Origin of the sequence: Tatumella citrea (assembly GCF_002163585.1) — a bacterium.
GTDB classification, from domain to species: Bacteria; Pseudomonadota; Gammaproteobacteria; order Enterobacterales; family Enterobacteriaceae; genus Tatumella; species Tatumella citrea.
Genome location: NZ_CP015579.1, coordinates 41,791 through 59,899, shown reverse-complemented (window position 1 = coordinate 59,899; position 18,109 = coordinate 41,791). Strand labels below are relative to the sequence as shown.

Here is an 18,109-nt window from a genome sequence, read left to right as displayed (position 1 = left end):
CACACTTTTCTCTGCCCCCGCTTTCTGCAATATCCATCCGGTGTAAACTGCCTGGATTCATCAGACAGATTATCCCCCTGCGTGATAAATCTGCCAGTCATTAAACCAGGCACTTTCATTTGCAATTTCAGGATTCAAAGGAGCAGCAGTATGTCTTCCAGACACGGGAAGTTACCCGATCTTTCGCCATTAGGTATCACCGCCCCGTCAGAGATTATTTATAACCCTGACTACGACACACTGTTTAATGAGGAAATGAATCCCGGGCTGCAGGGATATGAGCGCGGGACACTAACAAACAATGGGGCGATTTCGGTTGATACCGGGATTTTTACCGGCCGTTCACCGAAAGATAAGTATATCGTTCGTGATGACACTACCCGCAATAATGTCTGGTGGAGTGACAGTAGTAAGGGAAAAAACGATAACCAGCCATTGTCTGAAGAAACCTGGCAGTCACTGAAGCAGCTGGTCAGTTCTCAGCTATCCGGAAAACGTCTGTTTGTGGTAGATGCTTTTTGCGGAGCAAACCCCGACAGCCGCCTGAGTGTCCGGTTTGTTACTGAAGTGGCCTGGCAGGCGCATTTCGTCAAAAACATGTTTATCCGGCCAACTGAGGCGGAACTGGCAGAGTTTGAGCCCGATTTTGTGGTCCTGAATGGTGCAAAATGTACTAATCCTGACTGGCAGGCCCAGGGTCTGCATTCGGAAAACTTTGTCGCATTTAACCTGACAGAACGTATCCAGCTTATTGGTGGTACCTGGTACGGCGGCGAAATGAAAAAAGGGCTATTTGCGGTAATGAATTACCTGCTGCCTCTGAAAGATATCGCTTCAATGCACTGCTCTGCAAACGTTGGAAAACAAGGCGATGTGGCCGTATTCTTTGGACTGTCAGGCACCGGCAAAACAACTTTGTCCACCGATCCGGCCAGAGAGCTGATAGGCGATGATGAACACGGCTGGGATGATGATGGGGTATTCAACTTTGAAGGAGGTTGCTACGCCAAAACTATCCATTTGTCCGCAGAGGCTGAACCGGAAATTTATCAGGCTATCCGTCGTGATGCTTTGCTGGAAAACGTGGTCGTACTGGCCGATGGCAGCATTGACTTCAATGACGGCAGAAAAACCGAAAACACCCGTGTTTCTTACCCGATTAACCATATTGATAATATTGTCAGCCCGGTCTCGAAAGCCGGCCATGCACGTAAGGTTATCTTCCTGACAGCCGATGCCTTTGGTATTTTCCCTCCGGTATCACTTCTGACGCCTGAACAAACTCAGTACCACTTTTTATCGGGCTTTACTGCAAAACTGGCCGGGACAGAACGGGGAATCGTAAAACCTTCGCCAACCTTCTCTGCCTGCTTTGGTGCTGCCTTTTTAACGCTGCATCCGACACGTTACGCTGAAGTGTTACTGAAGCGCATGCAGGCTGCCGGGGCAGAAGCTTATCTGGTTAATACCGGCTGGAACGGCAAAGGTTCTCGCCTTTCACTGAAAGATACCAGGGCGATTATCAATGCTATTCTGAGTGATGAACTACAGCAGGCACCGTTGCATACCCTTCCGGTATTTAACCTGCAAGTCCCTGTTTCGTTGAAAAATGTGGATGACAGTATTTTAGATCCGCGCAACAGCTGGGAAAGTGCAGAGAAATGGCAGGAAAATGCAGAGGTTCTGGCGCGTAAGTTTATTGATAACTTTGAGCAGTATACAGATACCGCGACCGGTAAAGAGCTGGTGAAAGCAGGACCGGTATTGCATAGCTGACCGTCAACTGACGGGATGAAACATTCCCGTCAGCTTTTCAGATGTCAGTGGCCGGAAGTGGTTGTCTGAGAGACTTCAGAAGCCGGAACCGGCAACCAGGCTCTTATACGTAACCCACCCTGCTCGCTTCTGCCAATTTCCAGCTCTCCACGGTGCGCATCAATAATACGCTGTACAATCGCCAATCCTAAGCCAGTACCACTGGTACTGCGTGCGCTGTCGCCCCGGACAAAAGGTTGTAACAGATGCTGAATCTGTTCCGGCTCTATTCCCGGACCATTATCTTCAACCTGGAACCATGCCCTGTTCAGCTCGCGACCGCTACTGACCCTAATCCAGCCATTGCCGTAGCGGGCAGCATTGACCACCATATTAGCCACCGCACGCTTGATGGATAGCGGATTGATATCCAGCAACAGTTCACTGGTCATAACCGCATTATCAATTTCGCGCTCATAACCACTTTCCGCGGCAACCACCTCACCCAGCACAGTATTCAGATCAACCCGTTCGGTCTGCATCTCCTGGCCGGTTCGCAGATAATCGATAAACTGCTCGATAATCGCGTTGCACTCTTCAATATCCTTATTGATGGATTCAGACAGATAGCGCTCTTCTTCTCCCATCATCTCGGTTGCCAGGCGAATACGGGTCAGTGGGGTCCGCAAATCATGACTGACACCTGCCATCAACAAAGTGCGATCATCAGCCAGTTGTTTGATCCCGGCAGCCATCTGATTAAACGCCCGGGTCACTGAACGAACCTCGGAGGCACCATACTCACGAAGTGGCGGGGGAATAATCCCCTGTCCAACCTGCAGCGCAGCGTGTTCCAGTTCAACCAGTGGTCGGTTTTGCATGCGAATAAATAACCATGCACCGCAAATCGCCAGCAGCATAATCGCCAGGGTATAACGGAACAGCGGGGAGAAATCTCCCTGATGAATTTCTGTCAATGGCACCCGCACCCAGATATCGGGTGACAACCAGGTTTTCAGCCAGACTACCGGGGAATTTTTATTAACTTCCACCCGTACATCTGTCGGACCACCCAGTTGCTGAGCCATCTGATCGCTGAGAAATTCGTAATGCTGTGCCCAACGTAATCCCCCTTCCTCCGCGGCCGCATTGGTATACAGTGAGATACCTAATTCCCGATAAATCTCCCGGCGGAAGGCCGGAGGAACCTCGAGTTGCGTCCCATCTTCCAGTTGCAGCTTATCCGTCATTAGCATTCTGACTTCATACGCCAGAACCTTATTGAATTGCTGCAAACTTGGCAGAATAGCGAAGTTAAGCACCACCAGATAAGTCGTTACCAGGCTGACAAACAGCAAGGTAACGATTAACAACAAGGTGCGTGCAAACGAACTGCGTGGCGAGAAGCGGAATCGCTTCATGCTTTACTGCCGTCCGGAACAAATACATAACCCAGGCCCCAGACAGTCTGGATATAGCGTGGGTGCGCCGGGTCTTCTTCAACCATACGACGCAGACGAGAAATCTGAACATCGATAGAGCGTTCCATGGCACTGTACTCACGGCCACGGGCCAGATTCATCAGCTTGTCACGGGACAAAGGTTCGCGAGGATGACTAACCAGCGCTTTAAGCACCGCAAATTCGCCGCTGGTTAATGGCATAGGCTCATCTTCACGGAACATTTCCCGGGTACCGAGGTTCAGTTTGAATTTACCAAACGCAATCACCGCTTCTTCCTGAGAAGGTGCACCTGGCAACTCATTTGCCTGGCGACGTAAAACTGCACGGATACGAGCCAGCAATTCGCGCGGATTAAACGGTTTTGGAATATAGTCATCCGCACCGATTTCCAGCCCGACAATACGGTCAACTTCTTCGCCTTTAGCGGTAACCATAATAATCGGCATCGGATTGCTCTGGCTGCGTAAGCGGCGGCAGATAGAAAGACCATCTTCCCCTGGCAGCATCAGGTCCAGAACCATCAGGTGAAAAGATTCACGGGTCAGCAGGCGGTCCATCTGTTCGGCATTCGCCACGCTACGTACCTGAAATCCTTGCTCCGTCAGATATCTCTCCAGCAGTGCCCGCAGTCGCATATCATCATCGACCACCAAAACTTTGTAATTTTCCTGCATTTCTTCACTCCCAAAGGCACAATTGCCTGATGCTGTATTGTTAAAAAAGATATATTACAGTGACAGTTTATAATGGTTTATATTCTGGCCAAAATTGTTACAAAGCATATTAAACAGCAAGTTATGTCTGTTTTGGTCTATAGCAGTCAGGGAAATGTATTGAATTTACACAAACTTTTCTCCTGGCTTGAGAAGCCGTTCCCGGGTCATTATTTCTGCCCCTCGCCCGCATTTCGGGCTCAGATGAAGATAATCTGACTTCCACGGACGCGCCTCCCTACAAAAGCTGACTATTTACTGACACTTCATTACTGTCCCGGGGATCCAGAATGAGAACGCCACTGATAACACGCGAAGGCTACAATCAATTAAAGCAGGAACTTGACTATTTGTGGCGTGAAGAACGCCCTGAAGTGACAAAGAAAGTCACCTGGGCTGCCAGTCTGGGCGATCGCAGCGAAAATGCTGACTATCAGTATAACAAAAAGCGGCTAAGGGAAATTGACCGACGGGTCCGTTATCTGACAAAAAGCCTTGAAGCATTACGTATCGTTGATTATTCGCCACAACAACAGGGTAAAGTATTTTTTGGTGCTCAGGTAGAAATTGAGAACGATGAGGGTGATACCCGTAAATTTCGTATCGTTGGTTACGACGAAATTTTCGGCCGTAAAGACTATATCTCCATAGATTCGCCAATGGCCAGAGCCCTGCTAAAAAAGGAACCCGGTGATACCGTAAAGGTCGAAACACCTGCTGGCATCGCTGTGTGGTACGTAAATTCCGTGACCTACCCTGATGCCGGGTAGGAATATCTCCCAAAGCGGGCGCGGCTACTGGCATTTTATCTGCTCAGTCCGTATAACTGTCCGCTATAAATTAACCCCGTAGAAACCTGATGCAAAAGATGAAAAATTCGCTAAGCCAGATTATTGCAAGTGAACTTCAGGTGCGGGCAGAGCAGGTCGATTCTGCCGTGCATCTGTTGGACGAAGGGAATACCGTGCCTTTTATTGCACGTTATCGTAAAGAAGTTACTGGCGGGCTGGATGATACCCAGCTAAGGCAGCTGGAGTCTCGCCTGAGTTATTTACGTGAACTCGAAGACCGCCGTCAGACTATTCTCAGATCTATCGAAGAGCAGGGAAAAATGACCCCCGCTCTCGCCACTGCACTCACCAGCACACTGAGTAAAACGGAGCTTGAAGACCTTTACCTGCCATTCAAGCCTAAACGCCGGACCCGTGGGCAGATTGCTATCGAAGCCGGGCTTGAGCCACTGGCCACTCAGCTGTGGGAAAATCCTCAGTCAGACCCTGAAGCTACCGCTCTGTCGTATGTAGATGCTGATAAAGGCATCGCAGACACCCGCGCCGCTCTGGACGGTGCACGTTATATCCTGATGGAAAAATTTGCCGAAGACGCCATCCTGCTCGCTAAAGTCCGTGATTATCTGGCTAAAAACGCGCACCTGGTCTCACGTGTCGCAGAAGGGAAAGCCGAAGAAGGCATTAAATTCCGCGATTATTTCGACCACCATGAGCCACTGTCTTCAGTCCCTTCTCACCGTGCTTTAGCCATGTTCCGTGGCCGGAATGAAGGGATACTTCAGCTGTCGATTAATCCGGACCCGCAAGCGGATGAACCTCCCCGCGAGAGCTATGGTGAAACCCTGATTGCCAGTCATTTACAGGTCATTTTTAACAATGCCCCGGCTGACAGCTGGCGCAAAGCAGTGATCAGTTGGACCTGGCGGATAAAAGTGTTGCTCCATCTGGAAACAGAACTGATGGGTACTCTGCGGGAAAAAGCGGAAGAAGAAGCCATTAATGTTTTCGCCCGCAATATGCATGACCTGCTGATGGCCGCTCCTGCCGGAATGCGTGCCACAATGGGGCTCGACCCGGGTTTACGTACCGGTGTAAAAGTTGCTGTAGTAGATGCTACCGGTAAACTGGTAGCGACCGATACGGTTTATGCGCACACCGGTCAGGCCGCAAAAGCAGCGGCAGCAGTTGCTGCACTCTGTACCCGCCATCAGGTAGAACTGGTTGCTATCGGCAATGGTACTGCCTCCAGAGAGACCGAACGCTTTTTCCTCGATCTCCAGAAACAATTTCCACAGGTTACCGCGCAGAAGGTGATAGTTAGCGAAGCCGGTGCATCGGTCTATTCTGCGTCTGAACTCGCTGCTCTGGAGTTTCCAGATCTGGATGTTTCGTTGCGTGGTGCTGTCTCTATTGCCCGGCGGTTACAGGATCCACTCGCTGAGCTGGTCAAAATCGACCCTAAATCGATCGGTGTTGGTCAGTACCAGCATGATGTCAGTCAGAGTCTGTTGGCTAAAAAACTGGATGCTGTGGTCGAAGACTGTGTTAACGCAGTAGGTGTAGATTTGAATACGGCTTCTGTGGCCTTACTAACCCGTGTTGCAGGACTTACACGGATGATGGCTCAGAATATTGTTAGTTGGCGTGATGAAAATGGCCGCTTCCATAACCGTCAGCAACTTCTGAAAGTCAGCCGGCTGGGGCCAAAAGCGTTTGAACAGTGTGCCGGGTTCCTACGGATAAACCAGGGAGATAACCCACTCGATGCATCCACCGTCCATCCTGAAGCTTATCCGGTGGTGGAACGAATTCTGGCAGCTACTCAGCAGGCTCTGGATGAGTTGATGGGTAACAGTGCTGCTGTGCGGTCGTTAAGTGCTTCGCAGTTTACTGACTCCCGTTTTGGTCTGCCTACTGTGAACGATATCTTAAAAGAGCTCGAGAAGCCTGGCCGCGATCCGCGCCCGGAATTCCGCACTGCGACGTTTGCCGAAGGTGTGGATACCATGTCTGACCTGCTGCCCGGGATGGTTCTGGAAGGTTCGGTCACTAATGTCACGAATTTCGGCGCATTTGTGGATATTGGTGTTCACCAGGACGGGCTGGTACATATCTCTTCACTTTCCGATAAATTTGTCGAGGACCCGCATAAAGTGGTCAAAGCGGGTGATATCGTGAAGGTGAAAGTGCTGGAAATTGATTTACAGCGCAAACGTATTGCTTTGACAATGCGTCTGGATGAACAACTGGCAGAACGCCGCAAACCAGCAGCCCAGGGGCAATCACGGCCTCAGGCTCGTCAGGATAATGGCAAATCTCGTCAGAAACCTGCGGGCAATAGTGCAATGGAAGATGCACTGGCAGCCGCCTTTGGTAAAAAACATTAGGTCCGATCCGACACTAAATACTGGCGGAATCACCATCGCGTGTTCCGCCAGCTTCTCGGTTTTGAGAAGTACGCCAGAGGACTTAGTGACCAGCCCCGGCGAATGGCACTGATTTAATCACTTCGATATCAACACGACCACCAATAGCTGCACCGAGTTTTTTAAAGGCCGGTGACTGCTCATGCTCTGTCAGATGCTGTGCGGAAGTCCATCTCTCTAGCATCAGAAATTGTGATGCATTCGCGAGGTTCTGATGAAGGACATAAGCTTCACACCCTGGCTCCTCCTGCACTTCTCTTTCGGCGATTTTCAATGCTTCAGCAACAACCTGTTGTTCACCCGATTTTGCGGTAATTAATGCAGTAACAGTAATAACCTGACTCATAGCTGCCCTTTAAGTTGAAATTGATAACACAGAATACCGGGAATAGTGACGGTATCGTTTTGATGGTATTCAAGTATGCAACGTGGTAGTAGTCAATGACAACCAGTGCTGAACAATGCAGCATCGAAGGGTAAAGGGAGATGCAGGCAACGGGCGTTGCCTGCAAAGGAAAATTTACTTATACACTTCAGCAACAGCGCTGATACTACCATGCTCACGTCCGGCGATGACCCGGAAGTATTTCCCGCCTTTTTCATCTGCCTCTTTAGAAAGTATTTTATGCGCATCCATAGGTGCGGTTGCATTATCAGTAGTTGATACAGATACTGTCCCCAGCGACGTCAGTTTCATCTGATCAACCTGATCCTGAGTCACTTCTTCTGCAGCGAATGCGGAAAAGGAAAGAACACCAGCCACCAGCGCAGGTATTGCATAATTAATAAATTTCATAATATAGCCTCATGATTTTGGTTATCTGAGAATCCCGCTGCGGCATATACAAGGATGACTACAAGGTCAGAAAGCCTGCATGCCACAGTACCACCGGGATCATTGCGAATCTCACCTAAATTATTAGTGCGGGATTGGCAAACAGGCAATATTACGCGGAATTATTTTAACAAAATAGCAAAAAATTAATAACCTCATGGCAAAATTCGTCGGGGTGAGAAATAAAGGGGGCATGGCCGGCCTTCGCAATCACTACCGACTTACCTTGCCCTGCCAGTTGATCAACTTTATCCGCAATCGCTCGCGGAACCAGCCCATCCAGTGCACCATAAATCCGCAAACAAGGGACCTTTAGCAAAGGTAATTCCCCTCGCAAATCAGTGGTTTGTAATATCCCGAGTCCGGTGTTCAGCACAGCCGGATCAGGTAACGGTTGCGATAAAATGGCCTCACGCAGTAACCGGGTATCCTGTCGGGCAGTTTCAGTACCGAGAGTTTGCAATGCCATAAACCGATCAATGGTTTTTTCAAAGTGGTTACTGAGCTGCTGACGAAACCCCTCTAATACCGAAGGTTTGATGCCAGGCCAGTTTTCCTGCTCAGTAAAACAAGGGGAGGAGGCAACGGTTACCAGCCCGCGAACCGGCGTTCCTGGCAGACCAGCCAACCGGGTCGCCACCAGTCCTCCTAAAGACCAGCCGGCAATCAGCGAATCTTCGGGTATATGAGGAAGCAGAGTCGTTACCATTTGATCGAGGGTCTGAGCCGGAAATCCCTGGCTACGTCCGTAACCGGGCAGATCGACCAGATGCAGCCGGAAATGCGCACTCAGTTGCTCAGTGACCGGCTGCCATACTTCAGCATTCAGTCCCCATCCGTGCAACAGCACAAGATCCGTCTTTCCTTCTCCACAAGTATGCCAGTAAAGCGACATGATGAATGACCCCGCGTAAATGGATAACAGGATACCATGCTTACCATGAAGAGTTATTGTTGGTTATGCCACCTGCCACTGGCCCTTCCCGCCACTGGTATATGCAGCTGCTGCCAGCGCCGTTTGCCGTGTTTACCAGCACTGTGTTTGCGCTGTGGCTTACCTGCTGCACCAGGTACTGCAGAATGTGGCCGTTGCCTGCAAAAACCCCCGCCCTGGCAACACCTGGTTTGTGCAGGAGATTATCAGCCACCGCTGAGCCGGTTGTTACATAAATTTAAATTTTCCGGTCATACCGCACTCTCGGTGATGCTTGCCCGGCTTATTTTGCTAAGCTGGCTTAAGCAACACAGAGAGAATGGACTGCACAAGCCGGATATCCTGCTATGCTCACCATTACACAAACAACGGCTTCGGCAGCGAGGATTTAACCAGTCAGCCTTGCTGGCTCAACCACTGGCCCGCTGGCTGGGCTGTGAGTTTTCACCAGAGGCTTTACAGCGTATCCGTAAGACCGCTGTTCAGCATCAGCTAAATATCTCGCAGAGAAAACAGAATCTGCATAACGCGTTCTGTCTTGAAAAGTCGCTGGCAGGACGCCATGTTGCATTAGTAGATGATGTTGTAACCAGCGGCAGTACCGCCGGTGAAATATCACGATTGCTGACCCAATCTGCCGTGGCTGATATCCAGGTCTGGTGCCTGTGCCGAACCTTGTAGAGACACGGTGATGGGCGTATTATAACCCACTGTTTCAGTCAACTATTGAGCAATGCTATGATCCGTATTACTGACACTGCCCAGGAGCATTTCGCTAAGCTTCTCGCTAAACAAGAAGAAGGCACACAGATCCGTGTCTTTGTGATCAATCCGGGGACCCCTAGTGCAGAATGTGGTGTCTCCTATTGTCCCCCGGACGCTGTGGAAAGCACAGATACTGAACTCCGTTTCGATAATCTGATAGCTTACGTTGATGAACTGAGCGCGCCTTACCTTGAAGAGGCCGAAATAGATTTTGTGACCGATAATCTGGGATCTCAGCTGACCCTGAAAGCACCGAATGCGAAAATGCGTAAGGTTTCTGATGACGCACCGCTGATTGAACGGGTCGAATATCAGTTACAGGCCCAGATCAACCCACAGCTTGCCAGTCATGGCGGGAAAGTCTCGCTGATGGAAATTACCGATGACGGGTATGCCATTCTGCAGTTTGGTGGTGGATGCAACGGTTGTTCAATGGTTGATGTCACCCTGAAAGAAGGGATTGAAAAAGAGCTGCTGGCTGCGTTCCCTGAACTTAAAGGGGTACGCGATCTGACCGAACACCAACCTGGTGAGCACTCTTACTATTAACAGCAAACTGCCCGCAACTTCTTCCAACGAAATGCGGGCAGTTTTGTTTAGCAAAGTACCAGCTGAACATCACTCTGAATAATCGCTTTCAGTAACTCTTCCGGCGGTTTCTTATCGGTATACAGACTATCCAGCATACTGACATTGCCAAGATTAACCATGGCGCTACGGCCAAATTTTGAGTGGTCAGTCACCAGAATCACATTTCTGGAATTCTCAATGATTGCCCGTTTGGTACGCACTTCGTGATAATCAAACTCCAGCAATGCACCGTCCATATCGATTCCGCTGATCCCCAGGATTCCGTAATCGAGACGGAATTGTGAGATGAAGTCCATGGTTGCTTCACCTATAATCCCTCCGTCCCGTGAACGTACGTCGCCACCAGCAATAATCACCCGAAAATCCGGTCTGGTCATTAATAACAAAGCAACATTCAGATTATTGGTCACTACCTGCAGATGGTTATGATTCAGTAATGCATGCGCCACTGCCTCTGGCGTAGTACCGATATCAATAAACAACGTTGAGCCATCCGGAATTTGCGCAGCAACCTTCTGAGCGATCCTGGCTTTTTCTTCCGAAAACATCATCTTACGGTCATGCCAGGCAGTGTTTTCTGCACTGGAGGGCAATGCAGCACCGCCATGGTGGCGCTGAATATGGTTCTGCTCAGCAAGATCATTCAGATCGCGACGAATTGTCTGCGGACTGACAGAAAAATGCTCGACCAGCTCTTCAGTACTCACATATCCCTGACGTTTTACCATTTCAATAATTACGTCATGACGCTGGGTCTGCTTCACATTACATTCCTCTGAAGGTAGGTTATGAGGTTTATTATTTTCATTGTCAGCGCTTCTTGCTGGCTGCCCGACTGTCCATATAGGCCATCGCCAGCCCGATCAGCAAACCAGTGAAGTGAGCCATATTTGCGATAGACATACCGAACAAGCCGTAATATCCCACCACCAGCCACAGGATAGAGAAAACAATCAATCCGCGTTCCAGGTAAACACCGCTGTCTGGATCCAGTTCGCCCCGCAACCAGCAGTAACCCATCAGGGCATACACCACCCCGGATAACCCACCGAACCAGATACCACTGAATTTTGCCTGCATCCAGCCACTCAGTAATGCAGAAATCAGGGTAATCACAAACAGTTTGCCTGTTCCCAGGCGTTTCTCCACCGCGCCGCCGAGATACCACCACCACAGCAGGTTAAACAGAATATGCAGCAATGAAAAATGCAGGAAAGCATGGCTAAACCAGCGCCAAACCTGAAAATACTGATCTGGCCCGTCCGGCCAGGATAACCAGCTCAGTACGGTTTCATCCCCCAGTACCTGCATCAGGATAAACACCACAATACAGATAGACGACATCGTCATGGTCATGGGGCCACCGCGCTCACGGATAGTCCGCCACAGATGGCCACGTGGATAACTCATCTGAAACCGGGTATCACCACTTTTCCAGCTCGCAGCCTGATAGCGGGGATGATTGGGATCACGCAGAAACTGGCTAAGCTCTTCTTCAGTCACTGCCAGTTGTTCTTCATCATCCAGCCATAGAAGGTAGTGTTGCTGCTGTTGTTCGAGATGCAGCCGGATACCGCGGGTCGCCATATAATCGATAAATGCCTGAGCCATGCGCGGGTTCGAAAACTGCGAAATACATTTCATGAAATAACCCCTGCATCACCTTTTCAGTTCTGGCTCGCATCACTGCGGATTTGCGACGGGAAGGCGATCCGCCATGCATCAAAACCACCATCAACACTATAAACCTGATCAAATCCCTGATTAATCAGATATTGTGCAGCACCCTTGCTGCTGTTGCCATGATAACAGAGGACTAATACCGGCTGATCCATATCAGCACCAGCAATAAAGTTATTCAGTGTGCCATTGGTCAGATGGAAAGCCTCAGCCACATGTGCGGCTTCAAAGCTTTGTGGATCGCGGATATCCACCAGCAGAGCGCCTTGTCGGAACTTTTCACCGGCCTGCTGCACGCTGATACACTCGTAAGTTTCCATAATGTCTCTCATTCACCTCATCAGATCACTGTTGCACATTGTAACCCGATATTGGCCTTCAATAATCTGTTAAAAAATCTCCACAGGCTTTTTTGTTGTGTCGTTATGTTATCTGTATCACGCAAAATTGTTTTAGTCTGGTTAACTATTGGCATCAATGTTTGTTTTCGACTACTATTACGTTCGAAAACGAACATAAAATGATTTTCCGAACATCGGGGGATATTACGTGGAAACCAAAGATCTTATCGTCATCGGCGGCGGTATCAACGGCGCCGGTATTGCGGCAGATGCAGCCGGACGTGGCCTGTCGGTATTGATGCTGGAGGCCAGGGATTTTGCATCTGCTACTTCCTCTGCCAGTTCGAAACTGATCCATGGCGGCTTACGCTATCTGGAGCATTATGAATTCCGGCTGGTCAGTGAGGCCCTTGCCGAGCGCGAAGTGCTACTGAAAATGGCACCTCATCTGGCGTTTCCTATGCGCTTCCGGCTGCCTCATCGCCCGCATTTACGCCCGGCCTGGATGATCCGAATGGGTCTGTTTCTGTATGATCATCTGGGTAAACGTACCAGCCTGCCAGCCAGTAAAGGGCTCAAATTTGGCAGTGATTCGGTTCTGAAACCAGAAATTACCCGCGGTTTTGAATATTCAGACTGCTGGGTAGATGATGCCAGAATGGTTATCCTGAATGCACAAGCCGTGACCGAACGCGGTGGTGAAGTGAAAACCCGTACCCGGGTCACCCGGGCCTGGCGCGAAAACGGCCTTTGGGTGGTTGAAGCCGAAAATACAGACAGTGGTGAGAAGTTTCGTTGGCAGGCTAAAGGTCTGGTGAATGCTGCCGGGCCGTGGGTGAAAGAATTCTTCGATCACGGGCTGGAGTTGAAATCACCTTATGGCATTCGTCTGATCAAAGGCAGCCATATTGTGGTTCCCCGGGTTCATACCGAAAAGCAGGCTTATATTCTGCAAAACGAAGATCACCGGATTGTGTTTGTTATTCCGTGGATGGATGAGTTTTCGATTATCGGGACGACGGATGTCGAATATCATGGCGATCCAAAAGAGGTTGCCATTGACGATAACGAAATTGATTACCTGCTGAAGGTATTTAATGTGCATTTCCGCCACAGTCTGACTCGCCAGGATATCGTCTGGACTTATTCCGGTGTCCGTCCACTGTGTGACGATGAATCTGACTCACCTCAGGCCGTCACCCGTGACTACACACTGGATGTGCATGATGACCAGGGCAAAGCACCATTGTTATCGGTATTCGGTGGCAAGCTGACAACTTATCGTAAGTTAGCAGAACATGCCATGGAGAAACTGGCAAAATACTATCCCGGAGCGGGCCCGGCATGGACTAAAAACTCTGTACTGCCTGGTGGCCATTTTTCTGGCAGCCGCGAAGATTTCGCAGCAGGCTTACGCAGACGCTATCCATTTATTACCGATGGTATGGCTACCCACTACGCCCGTACTTATGGCAGCAATACTGAGAAGTTACTGGGTAATGCACAGCAGCTGGAAGATTTAGGAGAGAATTTCGGCCATGAATTTTATGAAGCCGAACTCCGCTATCTGGTAGATCACGAATGGGTCCGTGAGCTGGATGATGCTATCTGGCGCAGGACCAAACAGGGTATGTGGCTGACTCAGGAACAGCAGGCTCGAATCACCGAATGGTTGCAGGCCCAGCACCCTGTGGTACCGGCACCGACGAAACTGCATGCAGTGACCGAAATCTGAGTGGCTAATCTGATATAAAAAAGGCGGCTTAATTAGCCGCCTTTTTTTATCACTCACCGATGAAACTTAACCAGCCAGCTGGCGCAGCATTCTTCTCAGTGGTTCTGCGGCTCCCCACAGTAACTGGTCGCCAACAGTAAAGGCCGACAGATATTCAGGCCCCATGTTCAGCTTACGTAACCGCCCTACTGGTGTGCTCAGCGTTCCGGTCACCGCAGCAGGCGTCAGTTCCCGCATAGTCAGCTCACGGTCATTAGGAATAACTTTGACCCATTCGTTATGTCCTGCCAGTAACTGCTCAATCTCTGCCAGCGGGATATCTTTCTTCAGTTTCAGGGTAAAGGCCTGGCTATGGCAGCGCAGTGCTCCTACACGAACACACAGTCCGTCAACCGGAATGATTTTGTCGGATGCCAGGATCTTATTTGTCTCTGCCTGGCCTTTCCATTCTTCACGACTCTGACCATTATCCAGCTGTTTATCAATCCACGGAATCAGGCTGCCTGCTAAAGGAACACCAAAGTTATCGGTTGGTAAGGTTCCTGAACGGGTCAGGTCTGTCACTTTACGTTCAATGTCCAGAATCGCAGATGCCGGATCCTGAAGCTCTTTCGCGACATGGTTATGCAGCATACCCATCTGAGTTAACAACTCACGCATATGACGGGCACCACCACCGGAAGCAGCCTGATAAGTAGCAACAGAAGCCCATTCAACCAGCCCCTGGCTGAACAGACCGCCCAGAGACATCAGCATCAGGCTGACGGTACAGTTACCACCAACAAAAGTTTTAATGCCCTTTTCCAGCCCCTGGTGAATGACGTTCTGGTTAACCGGGTCCAGAATAATGATCGCATCATCCTGCATACGCAAAGTAGAAGCTGCATCAATCCAGTAGCCCTGCCATCCGGAAGCGCGTAATTTTGGATAGATGTCACTGGTGTAGTCTCCACCCTGACAGGTGATAATGATATCCAGCGCGCGTAATGCTTCAATATCACCGGCATCCTGCAGAACACCATTCTGACGACCACCGAATGACGGTGCCGGCTGGCCGTGCTGCGAGGTAGAGAAAAAGACCGGATTGATCCCATCAAAGTCACGTTCTTCTGCCATTCTGGACATCAGTACGGAACCCACCATACCGCGCCAGCCAATAAAACCTACATTTTTCATGTTATGCCTGCTTATCCTGTATTCTGAGCCAGATTTTGCCACACCACACTGTCAGGAACATTGACAACGTATCGCAGGATTATACGATCACCGGGCGGATTTATACTGACCAGATGCTTCTTACTGAAAAAAAATTAACTAAAATGCCTGTTCTGAGCATCCGGCATCATAATCAGATTTACCTGTGCCCCCCAACTCTACAAAATGCACACAGTCTGGCAAGTGAATTAATTCGATGAGCCGGGCTTTTTAAACAATTGAACTTATATCTGTCGTTTAGCTAAAGGATACTCCGCCACTCATGACCGAAATGATTTCCGCCACCATACTACTGCTGCTTATCATGGACCCGCTGGGTAACCTGCCTATTTTCATGTCAGTACTCAAACATCTTGACCCCCGGCGGCGGCGAATCGTTATTCTGCGAGAGCTGCTTATTGCTCTGGCTATTATGCTGCTATTCCTGTTTACCGGTGAAAAGATTCTGTCTTTCCTCAATTTACGGGCTGAGACGGTATCTATCTCCGGCGGTATTATTTTGTTTCTGATCGCGATAAAAATGATTTTCCCGGGTCCTGGTAATGACAGCTCAGGGCTTCCGGCTGGCGAAGAACCCTTTTTGGTACCGTTAGCCATTCCGCTGGTTGCCGGCCCTTCGTTACTGGCGACCCTGATGCTGATGTCTCACCAGTACCCGGGACAGCCGGGAATGCTGGTACTGGCCCTGTTACTCGCCTGGGCAATAACTTCGACCATTCTGCTACTGTCCGGGATCTTTCTGCGGTTACTGGGAAGTAAAGGTGTGAATGCACTGGAACGGCTGATGGGATTAATTTTGATTATGCTGGCGACACAGATGTTCCTTGATGGAATACGCGCCTATATGAAGTTATAAAAAAACGCCGCAGCAGGTTTACTGTTGCGGCGTTATTCCGGCACAAGCAGCCGGGGAGAGTTAGCTCAGCAGCCAGAAGGCCAGCATGCCAATGATGCCACCACTGGTTCCGAGAATAGTTTCCATCAACGTCCAGGTCTTCAGTGTTTCGGCTTCTGAGGCTCCGGTAAAACGACCAAATAACCAGAAACCAGCGTCATTCACATGGCTGAAAATAATCGATCCACCGCCAATACAGACAGAAAGTGCAGCCAGCTGAGCACCACTGTAATGCAACGGTTCGATCACCGGCATAATCAGTCCGACTGCCGTCAGACAGGCAACAGTCGCAGAACCCTGAATGATCCTGACAGCACCCGCCAGGATAAAACAGGCCACAGCCACCGGTAATCCGGCACCTGCAACGGCATCACCCAGTGCCGGACCTACTCCGGAATCCACCAGTACCTGTTTAAATACCCCACCCGCACCAATCACCAGCAGAATAATACCGGCAGGTTGTAGCGCTTCCCCGCAGATCTGCATAATCCGTGATTTATCCATCCCCTGACGATACGCCAGACCATAGATGGTGATCAGACAGGCCAGCAGAATCGCAATAAACGGATGACCAATAAACTCCAGGAAGTTGTATACCGGAGTTCCGGCAGCCACAAAATGTGCGCCGATAGTTTTTAGCCCTACCAGCACCAGCGGAAACAGGATCAGTGACAGGCTAAAACCAAAAGAGGGGAGCTTATGGGCTTCAACTTGCGGCTGAGTATCTTCGGCAGGCAGAGAAAAGTGAACATGTCGGGAAATAAAGCTGCCAAACAACGGACCGGCAATCAACATGCCAGGGATGGCTGCACATAACCCTATCAGGATCATCCAGCCAAAATCAGCATGCATCTGCGAGGCCAGTAGCATTGGAGCTGGCCCCGGCAGTACAAAAGCCGCTGCCGCCGCAACCCCGGCAAACAACGGAATCACCAGTTTCACCAGATTGCCACCAGTACGTCTGGCAACAGCAAACGCAATGCTTATCAGCAATACAATGGCCACTTCAAAAAATAACGGCAATGCACAGATAAATCCGGCAATACCCATCGCATAGTGCGCCCGTTTTTCACCAAAGGTTTTCAGCATGCGGATAGCAATCTGATCGACAGCCCCGGTTTCATGCAGAATTTTTCCGAACATGGCTCCCAGTGCGACCACAATGGCCAGAAAGCCAAGAGTGCCACCCATGCCTTTTTGCATGGTTTCAGTAATTTTTATCAGTGGCATTCCGGACATCATCCCGGCACCCACGGAGACTAACATTAAAGCGACAAAAGCATGCATCCTGGCTTTCATAACCAGCAGTAACAGCAGCAGAACTGATCCGGCTGCGGTTAGCACCAGTGTTGCGGTACTTATCATTATTAATCCTTACTGAATTGCGTGTTTGATCGCTTCTACCGTGGCAGCAACAACCTCATCCAGCGACTGCCGGATATCCACCGTGAGGACATCAGTTTCATCCGGGGTCGGCTCTTCGAGAGTTGCGAATTGTGTTACCAGCATGGCGGGTTTGAAGAAGTGTCCCTTGCGGGCTTTAAGACGCGATTCGATGGTATCGAAGTCACCTTTCAGATAAACAAACTTAAGATTGCTGTTACCTTCACGAAGAATATCGCGATAACTTTTTTTCAGTGACGAACACACAATTAACGATACAGCCTGGGTCCGCTGCATAGCAAAAGCCGCATCATTAATGGCCTGCAGCCAGGGTTGACGATCCTGATCATTGAGCGGATGCCCGTCAGCCATTTTCATGATGTTCGCTCTGGGATGCAGAAAGTCACCATCAAGAAATGCGGTTTGCAACTGGTAAGAGACACGATTGGCGACCACCGACTTTCCGCTGCCGGAAACGCCCATCAGGATAAACACATGATGATTTGAAGAAGCTGTACTCATTTTTTGCTCCGACTGTTGATGCAGCAATGTTACCGATAACAATTAATCAAACATTGTCATGACCG

At 49.8% G+C, this 18,109-nt stretch carries 18 protein-coding genes; 7 read left to right on the top strand and 11 right to left on the bottom strand.

From position 1 onward, the window contains the following. Positions 1 to 150: 150 nt before the first annotated feature. Entirely contained in the window at positions 151 to 1,776 is a 1,626-nt protein-coding gene (gene pckA, locus A7K98_RS00320; protein ID WP_087486786.1) for a phosphoenolpyruvate carboxykinase (ATP), read from the top strand. 44 nt (positions 1,777 to 1,820) lie between these two features. Here pckA and envZ read toward each other — a convergent pair whose 3' ends face one another. After that, positions 1,821 to 3,176 (bottom strand): two-component system sensor histidine kinase EnvZ, encoded by a 1,356-nt coding sequence (gene envZ, locus A7K98_RS00315; RefSeq protein ID WP_087486785.1) that lies wholly within the window; start codon positions 3,174 to 3,176, stop codon positions 1,821 to 1,823. Further along, positions 3,173 to 3,892: an osmolarity response regulator transcription factor OmpR gene (ompR, locus tag A7K98_RS00310; RefSeq protein ID WP_025901501.1), complete on the bottom strand. Its 720-nt coding sequence runs from the start codon at positions 3,890 to 3,892 to the stop codon at positions 3,173 to 3,175. The genes envZ and ompR overlap by 4 nt, the downstream gene beginning before the upstream one ends. 329 nt (positions 3,893 to 4,221) lie before the next feature. Here ompR and greB point away from each other — a divergent pair, with 329 nt between their 5' ends. Continuing rightward, complete coding sequence (greB, locus tag A7K98_RS00305) at positions 4,222 to 4,701, top strand: transcription elongation factor GreB (RefSeq protein WP_087486784.1); 480 nt, start codon at positions 4,222 to 4,224, stop codon at positions 4,699 to 4,701. A gap of 98 nt (positions 4,702 to 4,799) precedes the next feature. Then, positions 4,800 to 7,109, top strand: coding sequence for a Tex family protein (locus A7K98_RS00300; RefSeq protein WP_087486783.1), 2,310 nt, complete (start codon positions 4,800 to 4,802; stop codon positions 7,107 to 7,109). An 82-nt stretch (positions 7,110 to 7,191) separates the two neighbouring features. On the opposite strand, the gene A7K98_RS00295 is transcribed toward A7K98_RS00300, so the two are convergent. From A7K98_RS00295 to bioH, 3 genes are all read right to left on the bottom strand, one after another. Beyond that, a complete protein-coding gene (locus tag A7K98_RS00295) occupies positions 7,192 to 7,494 on the bottom strand; it encodes a putative quinol monooxygenase (RefSeq protein ID WP_087486782.1) in 303 nt (100 codons plus the stop codon). 174 nt (positions 7,495 to 7,668) lie between these two features. Beyond that, complete coding sequence (locus A7K98_RS00290; protein WP_087486781.1) at positions 7,669 to 7,944, bottom strand: YdgH/BhsA/McbA family protein; 276 nt, start codon at positions 7,942 to 7,944, stop codon at positions 7,669 to 7,671. Between the two features lie 166 nt (positions 7,945 to 8,110). Continuing rightward, the gene (bioH, locus tag A7K98_RS00285; protein ID WP_087486780.1) at positions 8,111 to 8,881 is read right to left on the bottom strand and encodes a pimeloyl-ACP methyl ester esterase BioH; all 771 of its coding nucleotides are present in this window, start codon (positions 8,879 to 8,881) and stop codon (positions 8,111 to 8,113) included. A 33-nt stretch (positions 8,882 to 8,914) separates the two neighbouring features. Between bioH and gntX the strand changes: the two genes are divergently transcribed. Continuing rightward, entirely contained in the window at positions 8,915 to 9,598 is a 684-nt protein-coding gene (gene gntX, locus A7K98_RS00280) for a DNA utilization protein GntX (protein ID WP_087486779.1), read from the top strand. Positions 9,599 to 9,655: 57 nt separating this feature from the next. Continuing rightward, entirely contained in the window at positions 9,656 to 10,231 is a 576-nt protein-coding gene (gene nfuA, locus A7K98_RS00275; protein WP_087486778.1) for a Fe-S biogenesis protein NfuA, read from the top strand. 47 nt (positions 10,232 to 10,278) lie between these two features. On the opposite strand, the gene A7K98_RS00270 is transcribed toward nfuA, so the two are convergent. Genes A7K98_RS00270 through glpE form a run of 3 tightly spaced genes read right to left on the bottom strand, consistent with a single transcriptional unit; the run spans position 10,279 to position 12,273 of the window. Then, complete coding sequence (locus tag A7K98_RS00270; RefSeq protein ID WP_087486777.1) at positions 10,279 to 11,037, bottom strand: DeoR/GlpR family transcriptional regulator; 759 nt, start codon at positions 11,035 to 11,037, stop codon at positions 10,279 to 10,281. A gap of 46 nt (positions 11,038 to 11,083) precedes the next feature. Next, positions 11,084 to 11,917 (bottom strand): rhomboid family intramembrane serine protease GlpG, encoded by an 834-nt coding sequence (gene glpG, locus A7K98_RS00265; RefSeq protein WP_087486776.1) that lies wholly within the window; start codon positions 11,915 to 11,917, stop codon positions 11,084 to 11,086. A gap of 23 nt (positions 11,918 to 11,940) precedes the next feature. Further along, positions 11,941 to 12,273: a thiosulfate sulfurtransferase GlpE gene (glpE, locus tag A7K98_RS00260; protein ID WP_087486775.1), complete on the bottom strand. Its 333-nt coding sequence runs from the start codon at positions 12,271 to 12,273 to the stop codon at positions 11,941 to 11,943. A 229-nt stretch (positions 12,274 to 12,502) separates the two neighbouring features. On the opposite strand from glpE, the gene glpD reads away from it, so the two are divergent. Further along, positions 12,503 to 14,029 (top strand): glycerol-3-phosphate dehydrogenase, encoded by a 1,527-nt coding sequence (gene glpD, locus A7K98_RS00255; RefSeq protein ID WP_087486774.1) that lies wholly within the window; start codon positions 12,503 to 12,505, stop codon positions 14,027 to 14,029. 66 nt (positions 14,030 to 14,095) lie between these two features. Here the strand turns inward: glpD and asd are convergent, their stop codons facing one another. Beyond that, positions 14,096 to 15,205, bottom strand: coding sequence for an aspartate-semialdehyde dehydrogenase (gene asd, locus A7K98_RS00250; protein ID WP_087486773.1), 1,110 nt, complete (start codon positions 15,203 to 15,205; stop codon positions 14,096 to 14,098). A gap of 301 nt (positions 15,206 to 15,506) precedes the next feature. On the opposite strand from asd, the gene A7K98_RS00245 reads away from it, so the two are divergent. Next, a complete protein-coding gene (locus tag A7K98_RS00245; protein ID WP_038016486.1) occupies positions 15,507 to 16,100 on the top strand; it encodes a YhgN family NAAT transporter in 594 nt (197 codons plus the stop codon). 60 nt (positions 16,101 to 16,160) lie between these two features. Here A7K98_RS00245 and gntU read toward each other — a convergent pair whose 3' ends face one another. Further along, complete coding sequence (gene gntU, locus A7K98_RS00240) at positions 16,161 to 17,501, bottom strand: gluconate transporter (RefSeq protein WP_087490307.1); 1,341 nt, start codon at positions 17,499 to 17,501, stop codon at positions 16,161 to 16,163. Between the two features lie 12 nt (positions 17,502 to 17,513). Continuing rightward, entirely contained in the window at positions 17,514 to 18,044 is a 531-nt protein-coding gene (gene gntK / locus A7K98_RS00235) for a gluconokinase (protein WP_087486772.1), read from the bottom strand. Between the last annotated feature and the right edge of the window lie 65 nt (positions 18,045 to 18,109).